General features: G+C 47.8%; 22 protein-coding genes. 8 read left to right on the top strand and 14 right to left on the bottom strand.

Going from position 1 to position 26,859, the window contains the following annotated elements:
• Positions 1–10 precede the first annotated feature (10 nt).
• On the top strand, positions 11–3,085 hold the full coding sequence (gene torS, locus JM642_RS15055; protein ID WP_203432087.1) for a TMAO reductase system sensor histidine kinase/response regulator TorS: 3,075 nt from the start codon (positions 11–13) through the stop codon (positions 3,083–3,085).
• Positions 3,086–3,172: 87 nt separating this feature from the next.
• Here the strand turns inward: torS and torD are convergent, their stop codons facing one another.
• The 4 genes from torD to torE form a co-directional block, all read right to left on the bottom strand.
• Positions 3,173–3,826 carry a molecular chaperone TorD gene (gene torD / locus JM642_RS15050; protein ID WP_203432086.1) on the bottom strand — a complete coding sequence of 218 codons (654 nt, stop codon included), beginning with the start codon at positions 3,824–3,826 and terminating at the stop codon, positions 3,173–3,175.
• A 67-nt stretch (positions 3,827–3,893) separates the two neighbouring features.
• Positions 3,894–6,383 (bottom strand): trimethylamine-N-oxide reductase TorA, encoded by a 2,490-nt coding sequence (gene torA / locus JM642_RS15045; RefSeq protein ID WP_203432085.1) that lies wholly within the window; start codon positions 6,381–6,383, stop codon positions 3,894–3,896.
• A 15-nt stretch (positions 6,384–6,398) separates the two neighbouring features.
• Positions 6,399–7,577 (bottom strand): pentaheme c-type cytochrome TorC, encoded by a 1,179-nt coding sequence (torC, locus tag JM642_RS15040; RefSeq protein ID WP_140906910.1) that lies wholly within the window; start codon positions 7,575–7,577, stop codon positions 6,399–6,401.
• Between the two features lie 26 nt (positions 7,578–7,603).
• A complete protein-coding gene (torE, locus tag JM642_RS15035; protein WP_011071462.1) occupies positions 7,604–7,774 on the bottom strand; it encodes a trimethylamine N-oxide reductase system protein TorE in 171 nt (56 codons plus the stop codon).
• A 517-nt stretch (positions 7,775–8,291) separates the two neighbouring features.
• On the opposite strand from torE, the gene JM642_RS15030 reads away from it, so the two are divergent.
• Positions 8,292–9,644 carry an NCS2 family permease gene (locus tag JM642_RS15030; protein WP_037415303.1) on the top strand — a complete coding sequence of 451 codons (1,353 nt, stop codon included), beginning with the start codon at positions 8,292–8,294 and terminating at the stop codon, positions 9,642–9,644.
• A 299-nt stretch (positions 9,645–9,943) separates the two neighbouring features.
• Here the strand turns inward: JM642_RS15030 and JM642_RS15025 are convergent, their stop codons facing one another.
• The 4 genes from JM642_RS15025 to JM642_RS15010 form a co-directional block, all read right to left on the bottom strand.
• A complete protein-coding gene (locus JM642_RS15025; RefSeq protein WP_203432084.1) occupies positions 9,944–10,375 on the bottom strand; it encodes a CBS domain-containing protein in 432 nt (143 codons plus the stop codon).
• Positions 10,376–10,474: 99 nt separating this feature from the next.
• The gene (locus JM642_RS15020) at positions 10,475–12,364 is read right to left on the bottom strand and encodes a lysophospholipid acyltransferase family protein (RefSeq protein ID WP_203432083.1); all 1,890 of its coding nucleotides are present in this window, start codon (positions 12,362–12,364) and stop codon (positions 10,475–10,477) included.
• A gap of 2 nt (positions 12,365–12,366) precedes the next feature.
• Complete coding sequence (locus tag JM642_RS15015) at positions 12,367–13,449, bottom strand: UDP-2,3-diacylglucosamine diphosphatase (protein ID WP_203432082.1); 1,083 nt, start codon at positions 13,447–13,449, stop codon at positions 12,367–12,369.
• Positions 13,450–13,784: 335 nt separating this feature from the next.
• Positions 13,785–14,180, bottom strand: a complete 396-nt coding sequence (locus tag JM642_RS15010) for a hypothetical protein (protein WP_203432081.1) — start codon at positions 14,178–14,180, stop codon at positions 13,785–13,787.
• A gap of 668 nt (positions 14,181–14,848) precedes the next feature.
• Between JM642_RS15010 and JM642_RS15005 the strand changes: the two genes are divergently transcribed.
• A complete protein-coding gene (locus JM642_RS15005) occupies positions 14,849–15,331 on the top strand; it encodes a hypothetical protein (protein WP_203432080.1) in 483 nt (160 codons plus the stop codon).
• 114 nt (positions 15,332–15,445) lie between these two features.
• Complete coding sequence (locus JM642_RS15000) at positions 15,446–16,072, top strand: TIGR02391 family protein (RefSeq protein ID WP_172588458.1); 627 nt, start codon at positions 15,446–15,448, stop codon at positions 16,070–16,072.
• Between the two features lie 413 nt (positions 16,073–16,485).
• Here the strand turns inward: JM642_RS15000 and JM642_RS14995 are convergent, their stop codons facing one another.
• Entirely contained in the window at positions 16,486–17,844 is a 1,359-nt protein-coding gene (locus JM642_RS14995) for a YjiH family protein (protein ID WP_037415367.1), read from the bottom strand.
• A 702-nt stretch (positions 17,845–18,546) separates the two neighbouring features.
• Here JM642_RS14995 and JM642_RS14990 point away from each other — a divergent pair.
• Positions 18,547–19,266: a DUF998 domain-containing protein gene (locus tag JM642_RS14990; protein ID WP_203432079.1), complete on the top strand. Its 720-nt coding sequence runs from the start codon at positions 18,547–18,549 to the stop codon at positions 19,264–19,266.
• Between the two features lie 15 nt (positions 19,267–19,281).
• Here the strand turns inward: JM642_RS14990 and JM642_RS14985 are convergent, their stop codons facing one another.
• Positions 19,282–20,154 carry a U32 family peptidase gene (locus tag JM642_RS14985; RefSeq protein WP_203433832.1) on the bottom strand — a complete coding sequence of 291 codons (873 nt, stop codon included), beginning with the start codon at positions 20,152–20,154 and terminating at the stop codon, positions 19,282–19,284.
• 31 nt (positions 20,155–20,185) lie between these two features.
• A complete protein-coding gene (locus JM642_RS14980) occupies positions 20,186–21,187 on the bottom strand; it encodes a peptidase U32 family protein (protein ID WP_169546908.1) in 1,002 nt (333 codons plus the stop codon).
• Between the two features lie 138 nt (positions 21,188–21,325).
• Between JM642_RS14980 and JM642_RS14975 the strand changes: the two genes are divergently transcribed.
• Positions 21,326–21,862, top strand: coding sequence for an SCP2 sterol-binding domain-containing protein (locus JM642_RS14975; protein WP_037428553.1), 537 nt, complete (start codon positions 21,326–21,328; stop codon positions 21,860–21,862).
• A gap of 85 nt (positions 21,863–21,947) precedes the next feature.
• Here the strand turns inward: JM642_RS14975 and JM642_RS14970 are convergent, their stop codons facing one another.
• Both JM642_RS14970 and yegQ read right to left on the bottom strand, forming a co-directional pair.
• Positions 21,948–22,199, bottom strand: coding sequence for a YfhL family 4Fe-4S dicluster ferredoxin (locus JM642_RS14970; protein ID WP_011621854.1), 252 nt, complete (start codon positions 22,197–22,199; stop codon positions 21,948–21,950).
• A gap of 3 nt (positions 22,200–22,202) precedes the next feature.
• A complete protein-coding gene (gene yegQ, locus JM642_RS14965; protein ID WP_037415375.1) occupies positions 22,203–23,576 on the bottom strand; it encodes a tRNA 5-hydroxyuridine modification protein YegQ in 1,374 nt (457 codons plus the stop codon).
• 365 nt (positions 23,577–23,941) lie between these two features.
• Here yegQ and JM642_RS14960 point away from each other — a divergent pair, with 365 nt between their 5' ends.
• Positions 23,942–24,781, top strand: a complete 840-nt coding sequence (locus tag JM642_RS14960) for an HDOD domain-containing protein (RefSeq protein ID WP_037415376.1) — start codon at positions 23,942–23,944, stop codon at positions 24,779–24,781.
• An 85-nt stretch (positions 24,782–24,866) separates the two neighbouring features.
• The gene (locus JM642_RS14955; RefSeq protein ID WP_203432078.1) at positions 24,867–26,396 is read left to right on the top strand and encodes a bifunctional diguanylate cyclase/phosphodiesterase; all 1,530 of its coding nucleotides are present in this window, start codon (positions 24,867–24,869) and stop codon (positions 26,394–26,396) included.
• Here the strand turns inward: JM642_RS14955 and JM642_RS14950 are convergent.
• Positions 26,385–26,798, bottom strand: coding sequence for a thioesterase family protein (locus tag JM642_RS14950; RefSeq protein ID WP_037415381.1), 414 nt, complete (start codon positions 26,796–26,798; stop codon positions 26,385–26,387). The two genes, JM642_RS14955 and JM642_RS14950, sit on opposite strands and share 12 nt — an antisense overlap.
• Positions 26,799–26,859 lie beyond the last annotated feature (61 nt).

Here is a 26,859-nt window from a genome sequence, read left to right as displayed (position 1 = left end):
AGGAACAAGTGTGGCGCCTTTATCTTTATCGCGAAGTAGTTTAACTGGCAGACTCATGCTCGCCTTCGGTGTGCTTGGGGTATTGCTGTTGCTACTGGTTAGCTTAGGTAGCCTGAGTTTACATTGGCTCAAGCAGGCCGACAGTTATCTGTATGAAGAATCCTTACCCGCCTCTCAAGCCGCGCGCCAATTAGTGCAGGCCTCTAATGCCTTATCCGATGGCGTGACCCAGTTAGGCCAAGTGGAGGATGAGCGGCAGCGGGAATTTATCGGCCGTAAGCTCAGCCTTGAAAGCGCCACAATGTTAAATAGCATCAAAGTGTTACTAACTCTTGATGTGAACGAAGATAATCATTTATCCGTATTAGCTGGGCAAATCATCGAGCAATTAACCTTATTGGGTAAGAGTGTGGGCCAGCGCATTACCTTAGGGGATGAGTTGCAGCTTAGGGCCCGTGAGTTATCACTTGCCGCAGCCCATGCCTCTGAGTTATTGCAATCCGAATTAGCGGTAGTCGACTCGGCGATTTTAGCAAAACTCAGCCAAGCCTACCCGGATATGGCGGGGAATAAACGCAGTGGGCAACTGCTTGATGATGTGATTGAACGTGAGCTAGATATCCAAGAACAGCTCAATCGCGCGCTCAAGTTAGTGCATCAAATTGCGCTGCTCAGTCAGTTATTTGAGGCATCTGAATTACAGTCCGAGCTGCAATTGAGTGTTCCCCGTTTATTGGCAACCTTTGCCAGCACTGCATCATCGCACCCCATGGCGCAGAATCATCCAAAACAAGGGACGGCTATCGATCAGGCATCGAGCGCAAACACAGATTCGCCTGCGGCAGAGGTGGGTATCGATTTAATGGCGCTAACGACAGTTTCTGAGCTGATACGCGATCCCGGCAGGCTCAATGCGCTAAAGGCGGAACTGGCTGTTCTTCTCCATACCCCCAAAATTATTAAATTACAGCGAGACCTGAGTCAAAGTTTGCAGCGGCAACAGCGGCAGCAGCAGGAGTTAGCGGAAAAACTCTATAGCCTCAATACGCTGGTGGATAGTGCGCTTAATCAACAGCAACAGCGGGCTGAGCTGGCGCGTAGTGATTATTTAATGCAGTTGTCTTACGCTCGCTTGGGATTGTGGGGCACGGGCATATTAATGTTGGTTATCATAGCCGTCGTGGTTTATCGGGTGATCTATCGCGGCATTGCCTTGAGGTTAAATCAGGCGACCGAAGCCATGTCGCGCTTAAGTTTAGGGGACACCAATGTGAGCCTCGATGCCCACGGCGACGATGAGTTGACCGCCATGGCCAATGCCATCGAGGCATTTAAGCGAAAAACCGCCCACAACCTGAAATTGCAGGCGGATTTACGTCAGGTCGCCGATGAGCTGACCGAGCATAAAAAGGCCCTTGAACAAACCGTGGCCACGCGCACACAGGAATTGGCCGAAGCCAACCTGCGCCTTGATGCGGAGGCCAAAGGCCATGCTAAGGCAAGAATCGTTGCCGAGGAGGCGAGTCAGGCAAAATCCCAATTCCTAGCGACCATGAGCCATGAGATTCGCACCCCGCTCAACGGCTTACTCGGGACGCTTACCTTGCTCGGCCATAGTCAGTTACCGCCCGCGCAGCAACAGATGCTCGCGTTGTCGCAATACAGCGGCACGCTGCTGCAAACCGTGCTGAGCGATATTCTCGATTTTTCCCGCCTCGAGCAGGGCAATTTAACCAATGAGCCGCGGCCAACGGATATCAACGCTCTGCTCGATGAAGTGCTGGCGATCATGGTGGCGGGCGCCAATTTGGCGGGATTGAGCCTAAGGCTGAATCGTCCCCAGTTACCCGCGTGTATTCAGATCGATGGCCCTAAGTTGAGGCAAGTGCTGTTTAACTTGATTGGTAACGGCATAAAATTCACCCCCGAAGGCGGCGTGAGTCTGAATGTCAGCGTGCGGGGCGATAAACTCGCTTTTGTGGTGGCAGATACCGGCGTGGGGATTGCGCCCGAGGTGCGCGAGCAATTATTTATGCCTTACTGCGTATTGCCTAATCAGGGGCGCAGCCGTGGGACTGGTTTGGGGCTTGCCATTTGCAAACAGTTAGTTGAACTGATGGATGCACAGGGGCCAGGAATTTGGGTCAAGAGTGAGCCCGGCAAGGGCAGCGAGTTTGGTTTTGAGCTGAGTTTTTCCCAGTGTGATAAGGCATTCGATACGCAAACTCAGGTGCAAAAACGGGTTAATCCCCTACGGGTGTTAGTGATCGAAGACAACAAGGTCAATGCCATGGTCGCGCAAGGGTTTTTGGCGCATTTAGGCCACAGTTCCAGCTTGGCCGTCAGTTGCCAGCAGGCGCTGGAGTGTGTGAGAACGGATAAGGCATTCGATGCTGTGATGCTCGATATTCAACTGAGTGATGGTTCTGGGCTAGCATTATTACCACAGCTAAAGGCATTACTGACAAATGACATTGTTAATGAGAGTGTTAATGAGAGTATTAAGTTTGCCGCCTTTACCGCGCAGATGCAGACGGAGGATCTTAGCCTCTATCGGGAGGCGGGGTTTGATACTGTGTTAGCCAAACCCTTGAGCCTGCAAACCCTGACAGAATGGCTGGGCGTTGCTTCGTTGCCAGCGTGTGTGCCATCTTCTTCGGGGAGTGAGAGTCCTGCGTTGCCAGCGAGTCCTTCCTTAACCTTCGCATCTTCGGAGTCATTGGCTCAATCGGCTAAAACCTTATTAGATCTTAATCAGTTACAGCAAGATCTCGAGGTGTTAGGCGTGAAAACATTGAGCGATATGTTGGCGCTCTATCGAACCTCCAGTGCCGAGCAAATTGAGCGACTCTCTAAGCTAACTTCTGTGACACATTTCAGCGAGGGCGCAAAACTATTGCACGCGCTTAAGGGTAGCAGTGCCAGCATGGGACTAAAAGCACTGACTCAGTGTTGTCAGGTATGGGAAAAGCAGCTTAAAACCACAGACGCCCAAAAGCTTGAAATACAGTCGGCCAATGAACTGAGAGCCTGCTGGCTGGCATCGATGACGGCATTCGAACAATGGTTAGTCACAGTGGAATAGTGCTTAAGTATCAACGCTCAACGAAATACATAAAAAAGCGGCTCCCAAGAGTAGGAGCCGCTTTCGTTCAACCGCATCAAAAAACAATTAGCTTAAGACTTGTTCTACTGATGAGTTGATTGTCTGTTCCAATAGTTGTTTATCTTGCTTGACCCAAGCAAGAGTCAGCGAAGCAAGAGCACTGTAAAAGCCATTGCTGTGCTTGCTATCGCACTCAACGACCTTGGCGACAAACTTTGATAACCATGAATCTATACAAGCGTTTAGGAAGCTTAACTGGGCAGCATCTTCACTGTGGCAAGCTAAGTGTCCCATATAGGCGAGGATCACGGCTAAGTGATCGGCAGGTTCAGGGAAGTGACTCTGAACTTGCAGTTTACTCTGGTGTAAAAACTCGCTCATTTGTTGATGCTGCTGCCCAAATAGCAAGGGTTCTTCCTCGCGACTCAAGTACAAGCTGGCATAGGGCGAGGCGCTGTGCTTTGTGCCTACGAGGAATAAACCGCAATAATCGGCGGCAAGTTCGAGCAAGGCTTCATCGCTCGTTAAGTCATTCAGTACCTTCTGTATGCTGACGACTGGCGCACTAAACTCGGGCGCATAACCCAGTTGTGTCCAGAATTGCTGCGCTTGCTCACTGGTGAGTTGCTTAAGGCGCTGCTCATCAATTTCACGGGCAAACAGAGAAGACAGCAGCTGATACACTAAGGCTCTGGCATGATTGATATCGACGTTGCTCATCGCATGTTCCTCAAGAATAACAGTGGAATGCGCCTAGTTGACTAGGCGCATCGCCTTGTGGGTTCGGTTAGATTTCGACTTCGATAGGACCATCGAAGGAGCTGACCTTAGGGACTTTGCCTTGGTATTTATCAAACTCGACCAGACAAGTATAGGCTGAGCAGGCTTGAGCCAACTTAGAGGTGCCAATGTCTAAGGTCAGAGTATTCGGGTCGCCATAGCTACACAGGGCACCGATTTCGGCGCCGCCTTCAACGCTGCCATCTTTACCCACTGGGCCATACCATGCGCCTTCATGAATTCGCACTACACCTTTAGGGAAGCGATCCGATACCACTGCGCCCGCTAACAGTTGGCCACGGTCGTTAAAGACACGCACTATATCGCCATCTTTAATGCCGCGCGCTTTGGCATCCACAGGGCTGATATAGATGGGTTCGCGGCCATTGACTGTGTAGGTTTCGCGGTATTCTTTCGACTCACACATCTGTGAGTGCAGACGTTTATCCGGGTGGCAAGATTGTAACCACACAGGGTATTTGTCCGAACCCGGGCCACCATGGCTACGCTCGGCTTTTTCCATCCAAATTGGATGGCCTTGGCAGTCGTCATAACCGAACTGTTCAATCTTACGGCTGAAGATTTCAATTAAGCCAGACGGCGTACCTAATGGATTGATTTCAGGATCGTTTCTAAAGTCGGCGTGGCGTGTCCACAGCTCTCCATCACCAAAGTGCACATAACCTTGCTTCCAGAAGGTGGCAAAATCTGGCATCTCATACTTACCCGCGTTCGCGGCTTTACACTCGTTATAGAGGGTTTCTATCCACTCCATTTCGCTCATATTACGGGTGTATTCTTTCTCTTTACCCATCAATGCGGCAAAGCGAGTGAAGATTTCAAAGTCTGACAAACTCTCAAACAGCGGCTCCACCATCTTCTGCATCGCCAAAATACCGCGGTTAGCATAGGCGCCGTATACGTCGATATCGTTGCGCTCATAGGTGGTGCAAGCGGGCAGCACTATGTCGGAGAAGCGGCAAGTCGCCGTCCAGTTCACATCGATAGTGACCACGCATTCCAACTTATGGAAGGCTTGCTTCATGCGGTTACGGTCTTGATGGTGGTTCCATGGGTTATTGCCCGAGAAAATCATCATCTTAATATCGGGATACACCACTTTCGAACCGTTGGCATCAATGGTTTTGCCGGGTTCGAGGATCGCATCAATCCAACGGGCGACGGGAATGGTGCTGCTCGCGCCTTTAAAGTCGGTGCTATCGAACAGGGGTTTTTGGTTCTCGTCTAAGTTACGCGGGAAGGCGCCTGGCGCCGCCGCATTGGTTGCAGGTACACCAATACTGGAGTAGTGGTGACCATAGCTGATGCCGCCGCCGGGTAAGCCGATTTGACCTATCATGGTCGCGAGGACTGCGGCCATCCAGTAAGGTTGCTCCCCGTGTTGTTGGCGCTGAATACACCAACCCATCATGATTTGGGTGCGGCCCTTAACTAAGGTTTTCGCCAGATCGCGGATGATGTGTGGCTCAATCCCACAGATTGGCGCTGCCCACTCTGGTGTTTTGGCGATACCATCTTTAGTGCCCATCACGTAAGGCACAAACTCTTCGAAGCCTAAGCTGTAGCCTTGGATGAATTTATCATCGTAAAGTTTTTGGGTGATCATCTCATGGGCGATGGCCAGCATCAGCGTCACGTCAGTCTGTGGGTTGACATACAACTGTTCACAGCCAAGGTAAGCCTGAGTTTTGGTGACCACAGGGTCGATACTTATTACGCGGATCTTGCCCTGTTTTACCTTCTCTTTTAGCTGCGCGAGGTAAGCGAAGGCCTCATGGGTTTCGGCGTTCCAACCCACTTGCAGGTTTTTGTAAGGATCGTTTGACCAGAGCACGATAGTGTTGCTGTTTTCTAAGATCAGCGGCCAAGAGGTGCCTTGGGCATACACTTCAGTTGAACCTAACACATAGGGCAGAATGGTTTGGCCTGCACCGGTGGAGTAGTCTCCGATTTTCTTCACATAGTTGCCGTGCATCCCCACCGCGCGCTGCATATGGCTGGTGCTGGAATGCAGTTGCCCGGTTGCGCGCCAACCTGTTTGTCCTGCGTGTAAGCCCGATGGACCGTATTGGGTTTGGATTTCATCGAGTGAGTGTTTAAACAGCTTTAATGCTTTATCCCAGGTCACGCGAACGAAGCGGAAATCTCCCCGTTGCTGGGTATTGCTCTTATGGCCTTTGAGTAAAAAATCTAAGCGAACCATAGGGTAACGCACGCGGGATGGGTTGTAGACCATACCGCGGATACCGTTAATCATATCCGTTGGATATTTATCTAAATCGAAGGCTTTGACCTCGGCAATCACACCGTTTTTACGTTTGATTTTAAAGGCGCCAAAGTGTGAGCCTGTGGTCAGCCATTCGTCTTCATTTAAACCTGTGCTGGCCAGCGCATTTAAGGGCGCTAACACTGAGCTGCCACCTAAAGCAACGAAAGAGGTTGAGGCTAAGCCTTTTAAAAAGTCTCTTCTGTTCATGGTATTACTCCCGAATTAGTGCTCTTTTTTCACGAAGGTTGACGAATGTTCTTGCAGATATTTCTGCACCAGCGCTTGGGTGTCTTGGTCCATGTTCACGAAGGCCAACATGCCTTGGAACATGCCTGGCCAAGTATTGGCATCGAAATGCGCTTCATCTGGCTGGGTGTGGCACACGCTACAGCTTGAGCGAAACGTATCGCGGGCATAGCCCCAGAGTGGTTGCAGCTCGGTGAGCAGGTAATCCTTATCGGTCCAGATTTGGGCTTCAACCCGTTGCCATTTCAGGCCTGTCATTGGGTCTTCTTTCTCTTCAAAGGTTTGGATAACACCTTCGGTTTCTGCTGCATCTTTGCTTAACTGCGCCGACAGAATGTTTACGCCAAAGTCCATGTAGATGACGCGGCCTGCACCGATTTTCTTACGCCAGCCATCGATAGCAATTTTGATGCGCTTACCTTTAGTTTCGAGCACTTTGACTTTAGTGGCGACGTTTAAGGTACCGGCTTCAACATCACCTTTTTCACTAAAGAACAGAGGCTTAGTTAGGGCACTGTAGTAGGTTTGGTTGGTTTCGACTGAGCTGACGCCAGCGCCGACTTCGGCGATGAGTTCAGGTGCACGGGCCGTGCCCATTTCAGGTAGATGGTGGGCAATGCCTTTGTGGCAATCGATACAGCTTTGGTCGATTTCGGCGGCACGTTTCATCTGTTTTTGCGCCAGTGGTGACATGCTTTCCCACTTCATCGAGTTGTAGTTGTGGCAGTTCTTACAGGCCAGTGAATTGTCGCGATCGAAACGTTTCCATTCGCGGCTCGCCATTTCGAGACGTTTAGCTTCAAATTTTTCAGGGGTGTTGACCGTGTTGAATAACCAGCCCCAAACATCGTGGGAAGCTTCCATCTTACGGGCAATCTTACGGCTCCAGTTGTGGGGCACGTGACAGTCGGGGCAGGTGGCGCGCACACCTGAATGATTCGACCAATGCACAGTTTCCTGTAACTCTTGGTAAGGCTTGCTTTCCATACTGTGGCAGCTAATACAGAAGGCTTCGGTGTTGGTGGCTTCCAATGCGGTGTTAAATCCGCCCCAGAAGATGATGCCCATGATAAAAGCACTGATGCTGACAGCGCCTAAGGTGAGAGCTTTTGTGGGTTTGTTTAGTGTGCGCCAGAGGTTGATTAACCACTTCATAATAGCGTCCTCAAAGTTTCAGTGAATTAGTGGCCGACAACGCCGCCGAAGGCTTGGATCATCCAAATGATGAAACCGTAGAGACTGATCCCCGCGATAGTCAGTGCGGGAAAGAGTATGAAAATGATGAATCCCAGCGCCTTTAACTCATTGCTGCGTGAGGACTTATCCGATGTTTGCATGGTGGGCTTTGTCATTGGGAAGAGCTCCGTTCGAAAGCGATTTTTGATGGGAGCACTATAAAGGGTAGATGTGAATGGACTTGCCTGTTGGGATGAATGGGCTTTGACAATATATGAAAAATTATGAAAATTTTAAAAATCCCATCATTTTTTGTTTTACTGACAGAGCGTTAATCTTATTTCTGTGATCGCTATCGGCAGTTTGATATGCAGTTTAGGTGTTTTTTTAAACACTGATTTTGACTTTTTTGGCTAATTATTTACTGAAGTGCAGGCGAGGTCTTAGCTATCTGGCGGCGTTTACAGTATTATCCGCGGCCAACAAAGGCTGCGTTTGCATGGTTAAAGTGATTTTAACTGGGCAAAGCGTCACTGCTTGCAGATCATGGATTTTTCCCGATGTAGGAGAATGATGTGGATCTCTCACCCAAGTCATTGGATTTGGGGCTCTAATCTGCCGCAGCCGGCGTCGCCAATGGTAAAGCCAATTGGTATCGACCCTATTTTAAGAGATCACAAGGTATAACAAGATATGTCTGAGCAATTGAGTTCAACAGCCGTACCCTCTGGTTCATTTCTGAACCGTTTTTTTTCAATTCAACAACGTGGTAGCACAGTTCGCCAAGAAGTGATTGCAGGGTTAACCACCTTCCTCGCTATGGTGTACTCAGTGATTGTGGTACCCAATATGTTAGGTAAAGCCGGATTCGACCCCGGTGCCGTGTTCGTCGCTACCTGTTTAATTGCCTCCTTTGGCTCGCTGCTGATGGGACTCTGGGCGAATCTGCCCATGGCCATTGGTTGTGCGATTTCACTCACCGCCTTTACCGCCTTCGGCTTGGTGTTAGGTCAGGGCATGAGTATCCCTGTCACCTTAGGCGCCATCTTTTGGATGGGCGTGATTTTTACCATCGTGAGCGTTACGGGTGTGCGTCAATGGGTGCTGGCTAACCTACCCAAGGGGATTGCCCATGGTACAGGTATCGGTATTGGCTTGTTTTTACTCTTAATTGCCACTAACAGTGTGCAGTTGATTGTGGCCAATGACGCGGGTCTGCCCGTGAAGTTAGGCGACATTAACAGCCTGCCCGTTATCGCGACCGTGCTGGGTTTAGCAGCGACGATTGGTTTAGAGCGTCGCGGCGTACCCGGCGGGATTTTACTGGTGATTATCGGCCTATCCCTGTTCGGGTTAGTGTTTGATCCAAGCGTGAAATTCCAAGGTTTATTCGCCGTGCCTGATTTTACCTCTGAGCACTCGCTGATTGGCCAAATGGATATTATGGGCGCCTTAAATCCAGTGGTATTACCGATTGTACTAGCGCTGGTGATGACGGCGATTTTTGATGCCACGGGCACCATCCGCGCGGTAGCGGGTCAAGCTAATCTGCTGGATAAAGACGATAATATCGTCGGCGGTGGCAAGGCATTAACGTCGGATTCTGTCAGCAGCATGTTTGCGGGTATCGTCGGCGGCGCACCTGCGGCCGTGTATATCGAATCGGCAGCGGGTACGGCGGCGGGCGGTAAGACGGGTTTAACCGCGACCATAGTGGGCGGATTATTCCTGCTAATGGTATTCCTTGCTCCGCTCAGCTATTTGGTGCCGGCTTATGCCACTGCGCCTGCGCTGATGTATGTCGGGCTATTGATGCTCAGCAATGTGACTAAGCTGGACTTTAATGACAAGGTCGATGCGATGGCGGGCTTAACCTGTGCTGTGTTCATCATCCTTAGTTGTAACATTGTGACGGGTATTATGCTCGGGTTTGTGACTTTAGTGGTTGGCCGTATTTTTAGTGGTGAAATCCGTCAGCTTAAGTTAGGTGTACTCGCCATTACGCTGGGCCTTGTTGCCTTCTATATGGGCGGCTGGGCAATCTAGTTTTTTATACCAATCACATTAAATATCTAATCAGTTCAGAGCCTCACAGACATCTCAATCCAAGGCGCATTGACGAAGAAATGGTTATTCCCTTTTAAGTCAATGTAACACGGGAGTGAGATGCCTGTGAGACTCCCGAAGGGCGGGGTTGAACGGGCTTTATACTGCGTTTAAGGCTTTCGACAGAGCACCACTATGCCTTCAAGCCTTCGCCTTGTCTAAAGCCCGTTTAACTCCCGCTGAATGAACAGATATTTGATACGATTGGTATTACTCTATAAAGTCGAAAGCGAGTGCCGTTAGCACTCGCTTTCATTCACCTCATTGTGTTCACAATAGGCTCGTAGTAAATCCTTCCAGGTCACTATCCCCACCAGATCGCCGTTTTCCAGTACGGGTAAACAACCAATATTGTGTTCCAGCAAGGTACGGCTGGCGACATCGAGCGACACATGTGGCGCTACGGTTACCGGATTGCGGGTCATTACTTGATGGACGCGTTTTTGCAGGGTTTCGAGATCTTTCGCGGTTTCGGCGCTGCTGCCCAGATTCGGACTGATAGCACGCAGCAAGTCGCGCTCCGACAACACGCCTTCGAGTTTATATTCATCCACCACCAGCAGATGGTGGAAGTTTGCCTGCTCGAAAATCTCCTTCGCCACGGTTAAACGATCGTCCATTTCGACTGTGACGACTCGGGTACGCATAATATCGGCGATAATGATCGGCATGATAAACCCTTACAAGGATGTGTATCCTTAATGCACTGTATTACAGATACTTATAACAGACCGATGTTTATTTAGCCAATACCTTAAACAGGATTATGCTTAATCCTGCTTGTCTGATCCATCTTCAGCCATCAAAGGATTGCGTAAGTCTTCGGGTAAATGGGCGCCGATATAACGTTGGTACTTTTTCCCTTTCAGTTTATGGGTATCGACCAGAACCAAACCATCGACACAGTCGCCAAAATCGGCATCGATACCAAAGGCGAGAAACTTCACCCCATCCTGCTTACACAGCTCGCCATACTGCTTGTACAGGGTTGGCACCGCGGCGCCCATACTCGCCAGCATTTGTTTTAGCTGCTTAAAGTGGCTTTGGTAATCCTCGCCCGAATAGATTTCATCCAACTGCAATTTGCGCTGCTTGGATAGTCCAAAGGGTGACATGGATACCGCGAGCGGCTCTGCTGGCGCAAACTCCTTGGAGTAGAAATGCACTAGCATCTCCCGCGCGCTGCCAGGCAGTTGATTGCTGATGGAAACTGGGCCAAACAGGTAGCGGTATTCTGGGTGTTTAGCGAGGAAGGCGCCAATGCCAAACCAGAGGTAGTCGAGACTGCGCTTGCCCCAATATTTGGGCTGCACAAAACTGCGGCCAAGTTCTAAGCCTTGTTTGACGTAGGGCATAAAGTCGTCGGCATATTGGAACAGGGATTGGCTGTAGAGGGCGTTGTCGCCGTAGCGATTTAGCACTTGCTCGCCGCTGGCGAAACGATAGGCGCCGACAATTTCAAACTGTTCTTTATCCCACAGCACCAGATGTTGGTAGTAGGAATCGTATTTATCGATATCGCGGCGCTTGCCCGTGCCTTCGCCGACGGCGCGAAAGGCAATTTCCCGCAGGCGACCAATTTCGCGCATGATGGGGTTACTGTCCTGATGCTGATACAAATAAATCAGCTTGTTATCTTGGGTTTCACCGAGGAGTTCACATTGTTGTAGCGCGGCCTGCAACTCTCGGCGCGACTCAGGGTGGGCGATGGCGCTTTGGGTGATAAACAGCGGGTCTTTATCTTTACCGATGCAATACAGATGATTTTTAAGCAGTTTTATCTTGGTCTTTAGCGGGAAATCCATTGAGCGCACGGCTTCATTCGGAATAAGCTCGCCGATGCGAATAGGCATATTGCGCTTGGCCTGTTTAAACATCTCCTTGACCAGTAGCAATGTAGCTAAGGGTTTGTAAATCATCGAGGCGCCGTAGAAGGTGGCAGAATTTTTGGCATCCAAAAAAATCGGCAGCAGCGGCGCATTACAGGAAATCGCCATCTTTAAAAAGCCCGAGTGCCACTGGGTATCGCGCACGCCGCTCGGACGCAGGCGAGAGACTTCCCCCGACGGGAAAATCAGTACCGCGCCTTCATTGCGCAGATGCTGGTGGATTTTTTCGAGGTGCTGTTTCGGTGTGCCGCCCGTCATATTACGCACTGGCAGCAGGATTGAATGCAAAGGTTCGAGCGCCATCAGGAGCTCGTTCGCCACAACCTTGATATCGGGGCGGATTTCGCTGACGAGTTTAATCAGGGCGAGGGCATCGAGGGAGCCAATCGGATGATTGGCGAAGATCACCACGCGGCCCTCGCAGGGAATATTTTCGACCTCGTTGGCGGGCACGGTAAAGCTAAAATCGAAGCTGGCGAGCACTTGCTCGACAAAATCGACCCCTTGCAGATAGGCAAATTGATTGGCTATCTCGTTACATTGTTTTTCATTCAACAGGTAGCGCAGCATGGCCTTAGTCGGCTTGGCTAACCAAGGTTTGTCCTTGAGGGCGGGCAGGTTTTGCTCCACCACATTATCGACGGTAAAGATCATCGAACAGGCTTTTAAGGTAGGCATTAGCATGGCTGCGTCCTGCGTTAATGCGTTGGCGCTTAATGTGTTAGGGCTTAATGAATCAGCGTTTGGGTTATGAGGTGTTAATGGGTTCATGATTAGGCAACATCCCTTGGTTGGATTTCTGCTTGTTTGGGGCTGTGTGTGGCCGTTTGTGGAATAGGTTTTGGGGCGTTAACAGGCGCTTTGGGCGGAGTTTTTGCCAGCACAATACTGCTCAGAATATCGAGATTTAAGTGTTGCTCATTCCAGCGGCAGAGTTGTAATTCCCCGTTTAAGGTTTCGGTGATCAGGCTACAGTTTTCTACCCAGTCACCATCATTGGCATAGACTATTTGGCGTTTATCCGGCGTACTGTATTGGTTATCTCGAGCGTGAATCGATAGCTCTGGCTGGTGGATATGGCCGCAGATCACGCCATCCACATCATAGTGCTGGGCATAATTCACCACGGCTTGGCGAAAACGGGCGATAGCCGTCTGCGCCTTGCCAACGCGTGATTTCATATAGCTGGCAAGTGACCAATACGGGTAACCTAAACGCTCACGCAGGCGATGGAGGTTGCGGTTGAGAAACAGCAGTAAGTCGTAGAGGTGATCGCCCAAGCTAGCGTAGAAGCGGCCAACGCAAACATCTGCATCGAACTGATCGCCATGCAGCATTAACAGTTTGTGGCCGCCAACCCCCTGATGAATATGTTGGCGGGCAATTTTGATGTTCAGCAGCGTCAGTTCGGCATAGGGCTTGATTAGCTCATCGTGGTTACCCGGCAGATACATCACCTGAGTGCCGTTTTGTGCCAGTTCAATCAGCTTTTGCAATACCTTATTGTGGCTCTCGGGCCAGTGCAGGCGGCGTTTGAGCGCCCATAAATCCACAATATCGCCGACCAGATACAAGTGCTGACAACGCACGGTATTTAATAGGCTTAACAGATAGTCGGCTTTGCAATCCTTACAACCTAGATGGATATCCGATAACCAGAGGGCGTTAACTGTGATGGCTTGGTTATTTGCGGCATTGCTGGCGTTGGCAATATGTGGGGTTGAGAAGGAAGTGGCGTTAACACTGGATGGAGCATTGTCGGAAGAGTTGGAAGGAGTGTTACGGGAAGAATTGCGGGGAGTCTTAAGTGCGTCGATAAGCGTGCGATCAAGTCCCCTGTAATTAGCTCCAGTCATCTCATATTCACCCTATGCGGCTGTTGACTGCCTTAGAGATTAGTGACGGGCTTTGACTGAATGATGAAGCTTAAGTGACATGCAGATGACAGCTAGGTGGATTAGGCTGGAGTTAATCCAACAAGATTCCGTTCTGGGTGCATTGACTGTCGATAGATTGAGTTAACTCATTTTTGCCCCTTTTCGCGTTAGAGTTAAAGCTCCTTCACAGTACGTGAATGACAATTCGCTATATATTTTCTAATCTAAATTTCTGCACTGAACAACGAAGAAGGTCTGCAACTGGCAGACCTTCTTCGTGGTGCATAGAGCGACTGTTAAGTGAATTAAGGCTTTTACTCCGGTTTTTCACCTCTGTCTGTCCGCTTATAAATAGCCTTATTATCTACTGTCTTATGTGATAACAGACCAATTCCCAGTGATTCTAACTCCTTTCTGAAACTACGACCAAAAGCTCTAGGGCTCTCCACTTGAGCCCACGCTTCACCAAGTAATTCTGTAAGAGAAAACTCAGCGCCCTCATCTAACATAAATGCATTATGCAATGCTGCGTTCATTAAGCGACTTTGATCCACTTTTTTCACCTCCTCATCTTTCGCTACTTGCGCTTTAACCTGATTTTGAAGAGACAAACTTAATGCCTCTTCAATAGATACTCCTAGCTTATTTGCGAGCAGCGTAACATGAGATAAGTCTTCACCACTGAGCCTAATGAGTAGTTCTATAGCCATACAACCTCCTATAAGATAAAAAATGGAAACAGATTGAATATAGAAGAGTCTTCTATGAGTAATCTATATTGTTCTATGCTATGACATCATAGGTTAAAATTAAAAGCGTGTCAAATGGTCAATAGAATTTAATTCTATGTTAATTCTATGTCTTTTTAATGATGTAGAATTGTCCTGTCGAGGGAATGCAGCTAAAGACTTAAGTAAAGAGGTAGAGATCAAGAGGGGACAAACGGATTTTGATGGCGCTTTGACAAGCTTTTGCCCCATTCCGTGTTTCGGCTCGTTAGCTCAACCGAAAATTCCTACTCCTGTTGCCATACAAATTCTCGTCTAGTTACCTATGTTTGGCCCTACCATAAATCGGCTAACAATGCATGGGTATACAGTCGTATTTAAATTTAGGTTTTTGGTATGATTTTTAGACAAAATCAGTGCGCACTAATTACATCCGCAATAAATAAAATTCTATCAAATCAATTAACTATGGTGACAGATTTTTAGTTAATAGGTTTGGGAAACGCGCATGCGCGTTTTTCCAGATGGTATATTTAATAGAATGCTGATAAGTTCTTTGCATACAGATAGTTAACTGTGCGCGTTTTCACTGGTCTAGCGTGATAAAAGCGCATGCGCACTAATAAAATGTTAGTTTTCACGGTGAGTGTATGGAGCCAACTGAGAGACAAGTTCAAGCTTTTCGTCGATTCTTGGAAATATTACCGCATGGGAAAGATATAGAATTAATAATTCTGAAGGCACATTTACTTATTGAAGAGCAGATTAATGCCATTATATATTCAAGATTAGAGAATCCTTCGGCCATAAAAAAAGCGCGTTTTGACTTTGAACAAAGGCTTTACTTGGCTAAGGCGCTTATGCCTTCATCTACGGATGAACGATTCTGGGTTGCAGCTAGAAAACTTAATGAACTAAGAAATAAAATTGCCCATGTGACAAGCTATAGTGGTTTGTCTCATAAAATTGAGGACTTTGTAAAATTGGTGCCAGCTGATTGGCCTGGCTCAAATGAACAAGAAACATTTGAACTATCGTTGTGGTTTTTATTTGTTCACATATCCGGCTTTATTGAAAATAAACTCGACCCTTTCATGGAAATGTGTGTTCCAGAGGTTAAAATTGAAAACTAACAAGCAACTAAACGCGGATTCGGTTTACGGTCACGTGTTTTGCAAAAATACGCAAAACAACGTGCCAGCAAACCTCACCGGTTAGTTGGGCGTTATACGTAAAATTGGAATCCAATGTCAAAAGTAGAAATCGAAGCAAAAATTGAATTTCAAGAAGAAATTGGTGAGGCTAACCCTGGAGGTTATCAGCCAGTCAAATTCTCGCGTGTCAAATACAAAGCAAGTCCTACTGCCCACATAGACATTAGGCGTTTTCAGCGTGGTTACGATGATGAAGGTGAGGAGCAATATTTCCCTACAAAAGTTGGCTTTAGGTTTCCAGAGCGTGAGTTTCGTCGGGTGGTAGAGAAATATGCGTTAATGCCTGAAAGCTACGTACACCCAACTATCGTCCAAAAGTGCTTTGCTCTATTAAATAGCGGTGAATTTGATAGTGCGGTTATACAAGCGTTTAAGGCAATAGAAGTGACCACAAGAGAAAAAATTGGTGCTCCAGCAGATATGTTTGGAGAACGTTTGCTAAAAAAAGCATTCAACCCTGATGATGGCGTTCTAACCAATAAGAGCCTACCGAAATCGGAAAGGTGTGCTTTTTTAAACTACATAACAGGGGCGTTTAGCTTTTATCGTAACTCTAGCTCACACCGTGATATAGAGCTGGATTTTGTGTCAGCATTTGACAGAATTGTTGTTGCTAGTGATTTAATAAAAGCTATCGAAGATGCCGAACCAAACGTATAACAATGCCAGTCAAGCCGACGGCTTTTTCGTTCCACCTTCGGCTTCACTACAAAGCCGCGCTTGCTGGCGGCGTTAGCCCATAGATATTTTAACCCGAAACTCACCTGTTAGAGCTAACGACCTAACTCGCTTTTGTCCCTTAGCTTTTTGCGTACATACGGCAAATGGGTAGTTAAAATTGGCATTGGGGCATCAGTGACCGTTGGCGACATGGATGTCGCCGTCGAGCCTATAGGGATATATTCACGGCGAGTCACTGGGGAAACAATGACAATAAACTCGTTGAGCAGATCAAATGGCTATTTTGCTTTTATTCTTAAACTGAGTTGTGTGGTTACGAGTGGAGTTTGGACAGTATAAAAAAGGGGAGTCAGTTAATCTGACTCCCCTTGATATTTTAGGTGATGTTGCGCTTAGAACAGTAAATGAGCCACGCCGGCAATTACTGGCAGAGTCACTAAGGTGCGCAGTACGAACACGACAAATAGCTCAACAAAATTCACTGGGATCTTACTGCCAATCAGCAGCGCGCCGACTTCACTCATGTAAATCAGCTGGGTTACTGATAAGGCGGCAATCACAAAGCGGGTCATATCCGATTCGATAGAGCTGGCTAAAATCGAAGGGATAAACATATCGGCAAAGCCGACAACGATGGTTTTAGAGGCTTCGGTCGCTTCAGGGATATGCAGCAGTTCCAGTAACGGAATAAACGGCATACCTAAGTAATTGAAGATGGACGTATGCTCGGCGATGATCAGCGCCGTGGTACCAATGGCCATTACTACAGGGAGAATGCCAAATATCATATCGATAACGTTTTTAATACCTTCATTTAAGACGGCTTTGATACCACCAGCACTGGCTGCTTTCTCGAGCGCCTTATCAAAGCCCCAAGAGAGTGCGCCGTGTCCTGCGGGGATCATCTCATCATCGGGTTGACGTGGCGTATCGTCGATATAGTTATCCTTCTTCCACGACAGTGGCGGTAACTTAGGTACAATCACGGCCGCCGCAAAACCCGCTAAACACACGGTCAGGTAGAAGGGCACAAACATATGCTCTAACTTTACCTGTGAGATCACCACTAAGCTGAAGGTAATTGACACCGCCGAGAAGGTGGTACCGATAACTGCGGCTTCCCTTTGGGTGTAAAAACGTGCTTCGTATTGCTTGCTGGTCAGCAGGATCCCAACGCTACCATCACCTAACCAAGAGGCCATACAGTCGATGGCGCTGCGACCTGGCAGGTTAAACACTGGGCGCATCACTTTAGTCAGCAGGGTGCCAAATAGCTCTAATAGACCGAAGTTTAATAGCAGTGGCAGCAACATACCGGCGAAGATAAACACCGAGAAGAGTACGGGTAACAGGTCGTTCAGCACTAAGGCACCGGTACTTGAAGAGTTAATCGCTTCGGGGCCAATGCCAAAGTAGGTCAGCACGATAAAGACAGCGCCAACGACACGGGTGGTAAGCCATAGCGGGCTGATGTTGAGTAAACCATTGAGGAAGTGATTGTTCAGCACAAACTTAGGTTTGAGTAACTTTGTCAGCACAGAGGCAAAGGCCATGGCGACAACAATCACAGTTACGATTAAGGTTAATACATCGCTTAACACGCTTTGCAGTGCTTTAGAGATGATTGCGATGGGAATAGTTATCGCATCGTTATAGCTGATAGGGGTCATAAACAGCAGCAGACCGATCAGCGAAGGGACGATAAAGGTGAGTATCGTCTTAATGTTGCGGTTTTTATGTTCAGTAGCCAATGGTGTACACCTTAAAGTACGAGTCGCACAAATAAACTTGAATCAATGCTCTCTCAAAACCGCATTCTTTGCTGGGGTGAGGTGCATTTTCATTCAACTCAAAATCGAGAAGGGGGAAGATTACTCGCTTAGCGCCGCCATGTAAAACGATTCGGAAATTTGTTTGAGATAAGCAGCAAAATAGCATAGTTATTTGGGCGGTTTCTAATGAATGATTTGGGCGTAAAATAGCGTTTTGATGCGATTTATTTTAATTTAATCAAATAATTATAGAATGGTGTTGCGAATTATTTATTGAGTTGTTTTGCTCTTGGGGTTATTGGTTTTTTTGTGATATTTTGTTCAAAATTTTCTCAATGGATCTTCACTAAATACACTTTTAGATGCTTTTTTGTCCATGAATCGTATCGGGGCTTCAGTTGTTGCTAACTTAATGTGAGCGAACTAACACTGGTGGCAATGATGGGTTAACCTTTGGGCACGATACAGTGATAATTGAATTTATTGTGATTATTTATTCATTTTTGACTTTGGATTTGCATATATTTTATTGAAAAATGACTAAATGCCGAGTGTTTTTGCGATGACTAAAAAATCGCGAATAGTGATGAAATAAAATATTACGCTAAAGAGGATAGGGGCCGCTTTAATTCTTTGTAATTCCATGTAAGTTAGTACTACTTTGGTTTGGCTAAATTATCCATGACTGTTATAAAAATGAATATGGCAACAAGGGGCTCGGCACTTGCCACTAAGTTTGGTTTTCTTGGTATTTTTGGATTGATGCTGGGGATCTGTGTGGCGGTATTCGGATTTGATTATTCTGAAACACGCTCCTTCAATTTTTTAAATCATACACTGAGTGAATTGGGTACCTATGGCCATTCTAGCTTTGCCGTGGTGCTCAATGGCGGTTTATTTTTTGGCAGTTTAAGCGTTGTTTTTTATTGTCTTTCCTCCCTACAGACTGTAAGCGGGTTTTGGGGGTATCCTTTCTTTTGCGCTTTAGCACTGACGTTTTTAGCCTTGGCCTGTGTTGGGCTATTTCCGGTCAATGTGTATCACTTGCATATCCTCGCACTTAAATGGTTTTTCTACTTTGGCAGCTTAAGTGCAATTTGTTATCTACTATGGGTGGGATTCGGCTCGCAGCACCGTCAGCGCTTGACGATATTATTAGCGCTGTTGGTATTGCTCAGTATGATGACTTTTCTCTATGTGCCGCTGTTAGCATTGGGCTTAACGGAAGGAGACAGACCTTTCTATCAAGAAATGATACTGCAATTGCCAAGGCCCGATTTATGGTGGCCTGCATTGCTGGAATGGATTGGGCTTGGGAGTCTATTAAGTTGGACGGTGGCGCTGCTATTAACGCCACCATCATGTATCCCCACATTCACCCAGCAGCCAACGCTTGAGTGAAGTAGGCTATGTCTTTTATCTGACGAAGGATTTTAGCCCTGCTTCGCCAAACCAGTAACCGTTACAGTGCTCATCGCTAAGAGAAAACTGAGCGTCCGTTGCCTCGCTAGTTAATGCCTCGACCAGCGTATCGGCCTGAGTGATACAAGCTACGCTGCTGGGCGAAACCCGAAACACATCTACGCCAACCTTTATCATTTCATTGATTTCGCTGCGCAAATCGACACAGCTGGCCGACTGGGTTTGAATGCCATTTAACCTCAGCAAAGGTTGAGCTTCTTGGGTTTGTGCTAGTAAACCCTTGCTGTATTGGCGGCAAACGGTTTCGCAGCTGTCCTTCGACAAATGTTGATGCCTAGCGGTAAAGCAACGCGCCGAGTGGGCGAGCGGCAAGTAGCCATGGCCGAGCACTTCGACTTCGAATACGGGCTTTTGCGCGACCACTTGGCTCAGCCAAGCCTTTGACAGTTCTACTGGCATCACAAAGCGCTGCATGCCAAAGCGCTGCAAAATATCTAAACTGGCGCGGTTGTAGTTGTTGATGCTGGCGCCGCAGACAAAGGGCAGCTTGTGCTCCTTGGCGAGATACACAGCCGCCATGTCGTTGGCCTCAATACTAAATTCGCCATTATCGACCTGACGTTTAAGCTCTGTGTATTCCGAGGGCGCTTCGATAAGGGCGAGCGTTGACAGCACCACCTCTTTACCCGCAGATTTCAGCATTTTGGCCAGTTCGAGATAGTCACCAAATTTGAGTTCGCGTCGACGGCTACAGACGGCTTCACCCAAATAAACTAACGGGATCTGACTATTGGCCACCTGCTGGTAAAAGTCGATGACCTGTTGTTTTTCCCAGCAATAGAGCAGTGGGCCGAGGGAAATTTTCATAATCGTTTCTTCTTCGTGGTTATCGCTAGGGCTACTGCCAGTCACGCTCGTAGGCGCCTAAGGTGGTAATTTGGCCTTCGGAGACTTTCGCGAGGGCTTGCTCCCAATGGGCCTGAGTCTGGAATTTATCTGGCTGATGAAGATAGGTATCAATCGCTTGGCGCCAAACCTTAGTCACCTGTTCTACATAGGCAGGGCTGCGCTGACGCCCTTCAATCTTGAGTGACACTATGCCCGCCTTGGCAAGCTCAGGCAGCAAGCTAAGGGTATTTAAGCTGGTGGGAGACTCGAGCAGATATTGCGGTTTATCATCGTCTTGGGTGAGATAACGGCCTTTACAGACCACGGGGTAGCCCATTTGTTCATCGAGCCCTGATTTATCAATTAAGACCTCGTTGAGGCGAGTCAGCCTGTCTTGGCCCTGTTCCTGCCAGCGCACGTGTTTTGCAGGCGAGCAAGAGCCACCAGTGTTGGGTGATTGACCGGTAACATAGGAGGATAAGTGGCAGCGGCCTTCGGCCATAATGCACAGACTGCCAAAGGCGAAGACCTCTAAATCGACAGGGCTGACCTTGGCTAAGTCACGCACTTGTTTCATCGATAGCACTCTGGGTAACACCACCCGCGCGATATTAAAAGCCTCTTTATAAAAGCTCAGTGCGCCCAAGTTGGTGGCGCTCGCTTGTACCGATAAATGCAGCGGAATATGCGGATATTGCCTATGGGCATAGTCGAGCAGCGACAGATCGGCGACGATTAAGGCATCAACGCCAATACTGGCCGCCAAGTCGATAGCTTGATACCAACGGTGCTCCTCATTCGGCTTAGGAAAGGTATTTAAGGTGAGGAAGATTTTCTTGCCCCGCTGATGGGTGAGCTCGGCGGCTTCCTGTAATTTTGCAGGGGTGAAGTTTAAGCCCGCGAATGAACGTGCATTGGTATCATCCTTTAACCCAAGGTAGACAGCATCGGCTCCGGCCTGCAGCGCCGACTTTAGCGAGGCCAGGTTTCCTGCTGGACACAACAACTCCATAATGGTGCTCCCGATAAAATAACAGGGGCAGAGTGTAGGGAAGATTGAATGGCGGTGAATTGATTTAAAACAGGTTTAAGATCATAAAATCTCGGTAAACTGGGAGATATAGTGTTTTTTATCCTTAGGTAACTGCTTATGTCCGCTGTTTTTTCAGCTAATCTTGCTAAACAATTGTTAGAACTCACCCCAAAACTGATCCGTTTACCACTCTCTAAAGTGCCCTTTAGCCTCAAGGCTAAGGTGCTAAGCCAGCTACTAACACAGTTGCTGGCATCGCAGGCCGAAGATGGCGAGTTAGATTTTTTGGCAGGTAAGTGGGTTGCGATTCGAGTTGAAGATCTAAATCTGCATTTTGAAGTGAGTTTCGATGGCCGTTGGCAGGTGCGTGAACTGACCGATGCCCAAGTGACGTTTAGTGCCAAGTCTGCGGAATTATTGTTGGTTGCGGCGGCGAAAGAAGACCCTGATACGCTGTTTTTCCAGCGTAAACTGAGCATTGAAGGCGATACCGAGTTAGGGCTTGAGGTGAAAAATCTGCTGCTCAGTATCGAGTTTGCTAGCTTACCTGCGCCGATCCGCTTAAGCGTTGAAAAGCTGGCCGATGCCATTGTGCATTTGCAGCTTGAGGCAAAACCGACGGTGATTTTAGCTAAATCCCCAAGCTTAAGCTGATGCGAACGTGGTTGTAATTAACTGATAAACAAAGCCCCGCTTACATTGCGGGGCTTTTTGTTAAGTTTAAACGGCTGACACTCACTCAAATTTTTTGCGTGAGAATGGCAAATTTGACCAACAGCTCGTCGTGGGACTCGACGCGGTTAGGGTCTGGGTCAATACAATCAATCGGACAGACGGAGACGCAGGTCGGCTTATCGTAGTGGCCTACGCATTCGGTGCAGCGGTCTGGGTCGATTTCATAGATTTCTTCCCCCATGGTGATGGCCTGATTTGGGCATTCAGGTTCACACATGTCGCAATTGATGCAGCTGTCGTCGATCAGTAATGCCATGCCTTAGCCTGCTTCGTGTGGGTTACGGGTATCCTGACCTTGAGGCAGGTTACGCAGTAAAATGCCGTGGTTCAGATCAACCTCTTTCGGCACGGGCAAGTAAACGGTATGGCCCGAACCTAATCCCGCTTCAACCGCTTCGGCTTTGCGGTTTTCGAGTTGTTCGATAGTGAGGCTGATATTGCCCTGCGGCGTCATTAATTCAACACTATCACCGACAGAGAATTTGTTCTTCACTTCGATTTCGGCAAGGCCAGCCAGATTGCGTTTACCTGTTAATTCACCCACAAATTGTTGGGTATCGCTGACCGAGTAGCCATAGTCGTAGTTTTGGTATTCATCATGCACGTGGCGACGTAAGAAGCCTTCGGTATAACCGCGGTGCGCTAAGCCTTCGAGTTGGTTCATCAAGCTGCGATCGAAGCTCTTGCCTGAGGCGGCATCGTCGATGGCCTGACGGTATAGCTGTGCGGTACGGGCCACATAGTAGAAAGACTTAGTACGGCCTTCGATCTTCAGCGAGTCGATGCCCATTTTGGCCAAACGCTCAACGTGTTGGATTGCGCGCAAGTCCTTAGAGTTCATGATATAAGTGCCATGCTCATCTTCAAACGCTGGCATGTATTCGCCGGGGCGATTGGCTTCTTGCAGCAGGAAGATTTGATCGGTCGCAGGACCCGCGCCTAGGGTCGGCGTCTCGATTTGCACCGCATTAGCTTGTGGCGACAGAGCGATGATATCGCCCGAGTCGGTTTGCTGCGCTTCATGCACATCGTATTTCCAACGGCAGGCGTTAGTGCAAGTGCCTTGGTTTGGATCGCGTTTGTTGATGTAACCCGACAGCAAACAACGGCCTGAGTAGGCCATACACAGGGCGCCGTGGACAAACACTTCTAACTCGATATCGGGGCAACGTTGGCGAATTTCTTCGATTTCATCTAAGGATAATTCGCGGGATAAAATCACCCGTTTAATGCCTTGGGTCTGCCAGAATTTGACCGATGCCCAGTTAATGGCGTTGGCTTGTACCGATAAATGCACCACCTGCTCAGGGAAGGCCTCACGTACCATCATGATTAAACCTGGGTCTGACATGATCAGCGCATCGGGCTTCATCGCTACCACGGGTTCCATATCTTTGATATAGGTTTTGAGCTTGGCATTGTGGGGGGCAATGTTACTCACTACATAAAGCTTTTTACCTAACGCATGGGCTTCTTCGATACCCGTTGCGAGGTTTTCCATTTTAAAGTCGTTATTACGTACCCTTAGGCTGTATCTCGGCTGACCGGCATACACGGCATCTGCACCATAGGCAAAGGCGTAACGCATGTTTTTCAGCGTCCCAGCGGGAGATAACAACTCTGGTTTAAACATAATGACTCTCGAATTGGTTGGTAGATGGAGGCGCAGTGCGCGGGGGCGGCATTTTACACAATCAAAGTAGGGTTATGCAAATTGCTACGTCTAAGATTAGGTATAGTTCGCGTTTTACGAATATACCTACCATTCTTGCTCTGACGATCGCGCGAGACCATGAATCCATTTGTGTGTTTCCATTGATTTTCACCTTTAACTTAATCTGAGATATCAAAGCGTAAAATGTTTTGTCGTGAGACTAAATTGATAACAGCGTCATACAAATAATTAACGTCTGATGCTTTTTTCTGCCCATCAAATGATCGTCAACTGATATACTCCAACTATTACCGCTTTATGTTTGCAGATTGATGGGAGCGAAGATGTCTACTGAACATCTACTGTTAGTCGGATTACTTAAAAAATTAAAAGATGATGCCTTAGTATTGCCAACCTTGCCTGAAGTCGCCATGCGGGTGCAAGAAGTGGTGAGCCGCTCAGATGCAAGTCTTAAGCAAGTGGCTGAGGTGATTGGTCAAGATGCGGCCATTTCGGCGCGTATTATTAAAGTGGCCAACAGTGCCTTGTATAGTCGTGGGATTCCCGCCGAGAGTATTAATAGCGCAGTCTCCCGCATTGGCTTAATCCAAATTAAGAGTATTGCGACATCAGTGGCGATGGAGCAGCTATTTATTTCCACCAATGAAATGGTGTGGGAAGTGATGGATGAGGTTTGGCGTACTTCTATCGATGTGACGGCCGCGGCTTGTGCCATATTGCAGATGTACAATAAGCGTCGTCCTAGCCAGTTAAATTTAGACACTTTAACCCTTGCAGGTTTAGTCCATAATATCGGTGCTTTGCCTGTGCTCACCGAGGCGGAGGCCCATCCTGAGTTATTTACCAGTATTGAGCAATTGCGTTCTTTAGTACGTAAAATGCAAGGCCCTTTAGGTCGTGCCGTGTTAAAAAGTTGGGATTTTGCCCCTGAGGTGATGGAAGTAGTTGAGCGATGGGCTGATTTGCCCTATTTACCCGACCATGTTACCTACTTAGATTTTATCCGTGCCGCGGCATTCTACACTGGCGAGTTACGCGCAGGAGCTGATTTTGAGCAGCGGATGGATGTGTTTGTTAGCCGTGGATTACCCGTCTCGGCGAATGACTTAGCAAGTGATGAATTTATGGATAAATTCCATTCAATCAAAGAAAGTTACCAGTAATCCTAGGGCTTAGAAGGAAATTAATCTTGTCCTATGGTGAGGAAATATTGGTCATTAGCTTACGCTGTAAGATTGAGGCCTAGATATGGTTATTCTGGAGTTTATCAGTTTAGCGTTGGTTATCGTTTTGATCGCCGTGCTGTTTCTTTTACGCACAAGATCCCAAGCATTGCGCCAACAGCAGCAATTCTTAGCACAGTTATGCCCTCAACTTGAAAAGCAAAAGACGGACCGAAGCCCACTTAACATTACAGACGTGCCGCAAGAGTATGCGTCCCTGTATCATTCCTTAAATGAGATGTTAGCCGCGTTACCCGCGGGGATGGGCAAAGATAAGCTGACAGGCTTAAATAATCGTGTTGGGCTTAAACGCGCACTGGCTTCGCTAATGCCTATCACACAAGGTACTTTAGTACTTATTGATATTTATCGTTTTCGCTATGTGAACGATCTTTTTGGGTTTGTGTTTGGCGATATTTTGCTAAAACAGTTTGCCGAGCGGTTAACTGGCTTAAGCCTAAAGCCGAAACTGATTGCCCGCTTAAATGGTGATGAGTTTTTTCTCTATTATGAGCAGAGTTTGTCGCAGGAGTCGTTGCTGCATTTACGTGGTCGCTTGCAGGTACCCTTTAAAATTAAGGATACGCCAGTCAGTGTGCGCCTACAAATTGGCTGTTTGCAATTAGCGCAGCACCATGCCGACGTGAGTAATATGCTCAGAAGACTCGATTTGGCACTCAAAAAAGCCCGTTCAACTCGAATCGAAATTGCCTGTTACAGTGAGAATGACGATATTCGCCAGCTGCGAGAATTAAAGATTATTGATAGCTTGCCTAATGGTTTACAACGCAATCATTTATACATGGTTTACCAACCTAAGCAGGATGTTTCCTCAGGGGGATGCACTCAGGTCGAGGCATTAATCCGCTGGGAACATGAAGAGCTAGGATTGGTTTCTCCTGGGGAATTTATCCCACTTGCCGAATGCGCGGGTATGATCGATCTCGTTAGCCATTGGGCCTTAGAACAAGTGCTCCAGCAGCAGGTAAAATGGCGATTAGCGGGGATTTCTGTTTGTGTTGCGTTGAATTTATCGACTCGCGATCTCGATAGTGAAACCTTACCCCATGAAATCGATGCGCGCCTAAAGCATTACCAGTTACCGCCAGAATGCTTAATGATTGAAATTACTGAGAGTACTTTGATGGCAGATTTAAATAAAGCCGTTGATACCTTAGCGCAAATCCGCAGCCTTGGGGTAAAACTGGCCATCGATGATTTTGGTACTGGTCATTCTTCCCTCGCTTATTTAAAACATTTACCTGCAAACGAAGTGAAGATTGATAAAGCATTTCTTGAGGATCTGAAACCGAACGAACCCTCTGAATATATCCTTGAGGCCAGCATTAATATTGCTAAAAAACTCGGTTATGAAGTAACGGTCGAAGGCGTTGAAACCCAAGAGGTGCTTAATTTCTTAGTCAAGATGGGCGTCGATCGGATTCAAGGCATATGCTACGCCAAGCCAATGCGGGCAGTAGAGCTTGAGATGCACTGGCATCGACTCCGTCCTGCCCCCAAAATGCTTTGCGTCAATATGGGGTCACATTCCTAAGCTTAATTGAGTGATTAACTCTGCTGGCATCGGCGCGAGTTGTCGCGCTTGATTCATACAGACCATTTCAATGGTGGCCGTGACCGCAGGTTTTTTGCCGTTGGGTCGCCAAATTTCCTGCTGCCATACAGTGCGGTATTTACTCTCAAAGTAGAACTTAGTGCGGATATCGATGATGTCGGCAAATTCCACGCCTTCGTGGCACAACATATCACTGCGATACACGGCGAAACCTAATTGTTGCTGTTGCCAGAGCTCGCGTAAACGCTCGGCGCCAATCACATGCTCACGGGCACGCTCGAAGTATTTCAAAAAGTTCGGGTGATACACCACACCAGAAAAGTCGGTATCTTCGTAGTAAATTTGCACAGGAAAAGAATAAGTCGGGCTAAATTGCGGCATAAAATCATCGATATAGGATTATTCATTTGAGCGCAGTCTAGCGGTTTATTTTGTGAAACAA

Origin of the sequence: Shewanella sp. LZH-2, assembly GCF_016859145.1 — a bacterium.
GTDB lineage: Bacteria > Pseudomonadota > Gammaproteobacteria > Enterobacterales > Shewanellaceae > Shewanella > Shewanella xiamenensis.
The sequence above is the reverse complement of the archived record's forward strand: the minus strand, read 5'-3'. Positions and strand labels throughout refer to the sequence as shown.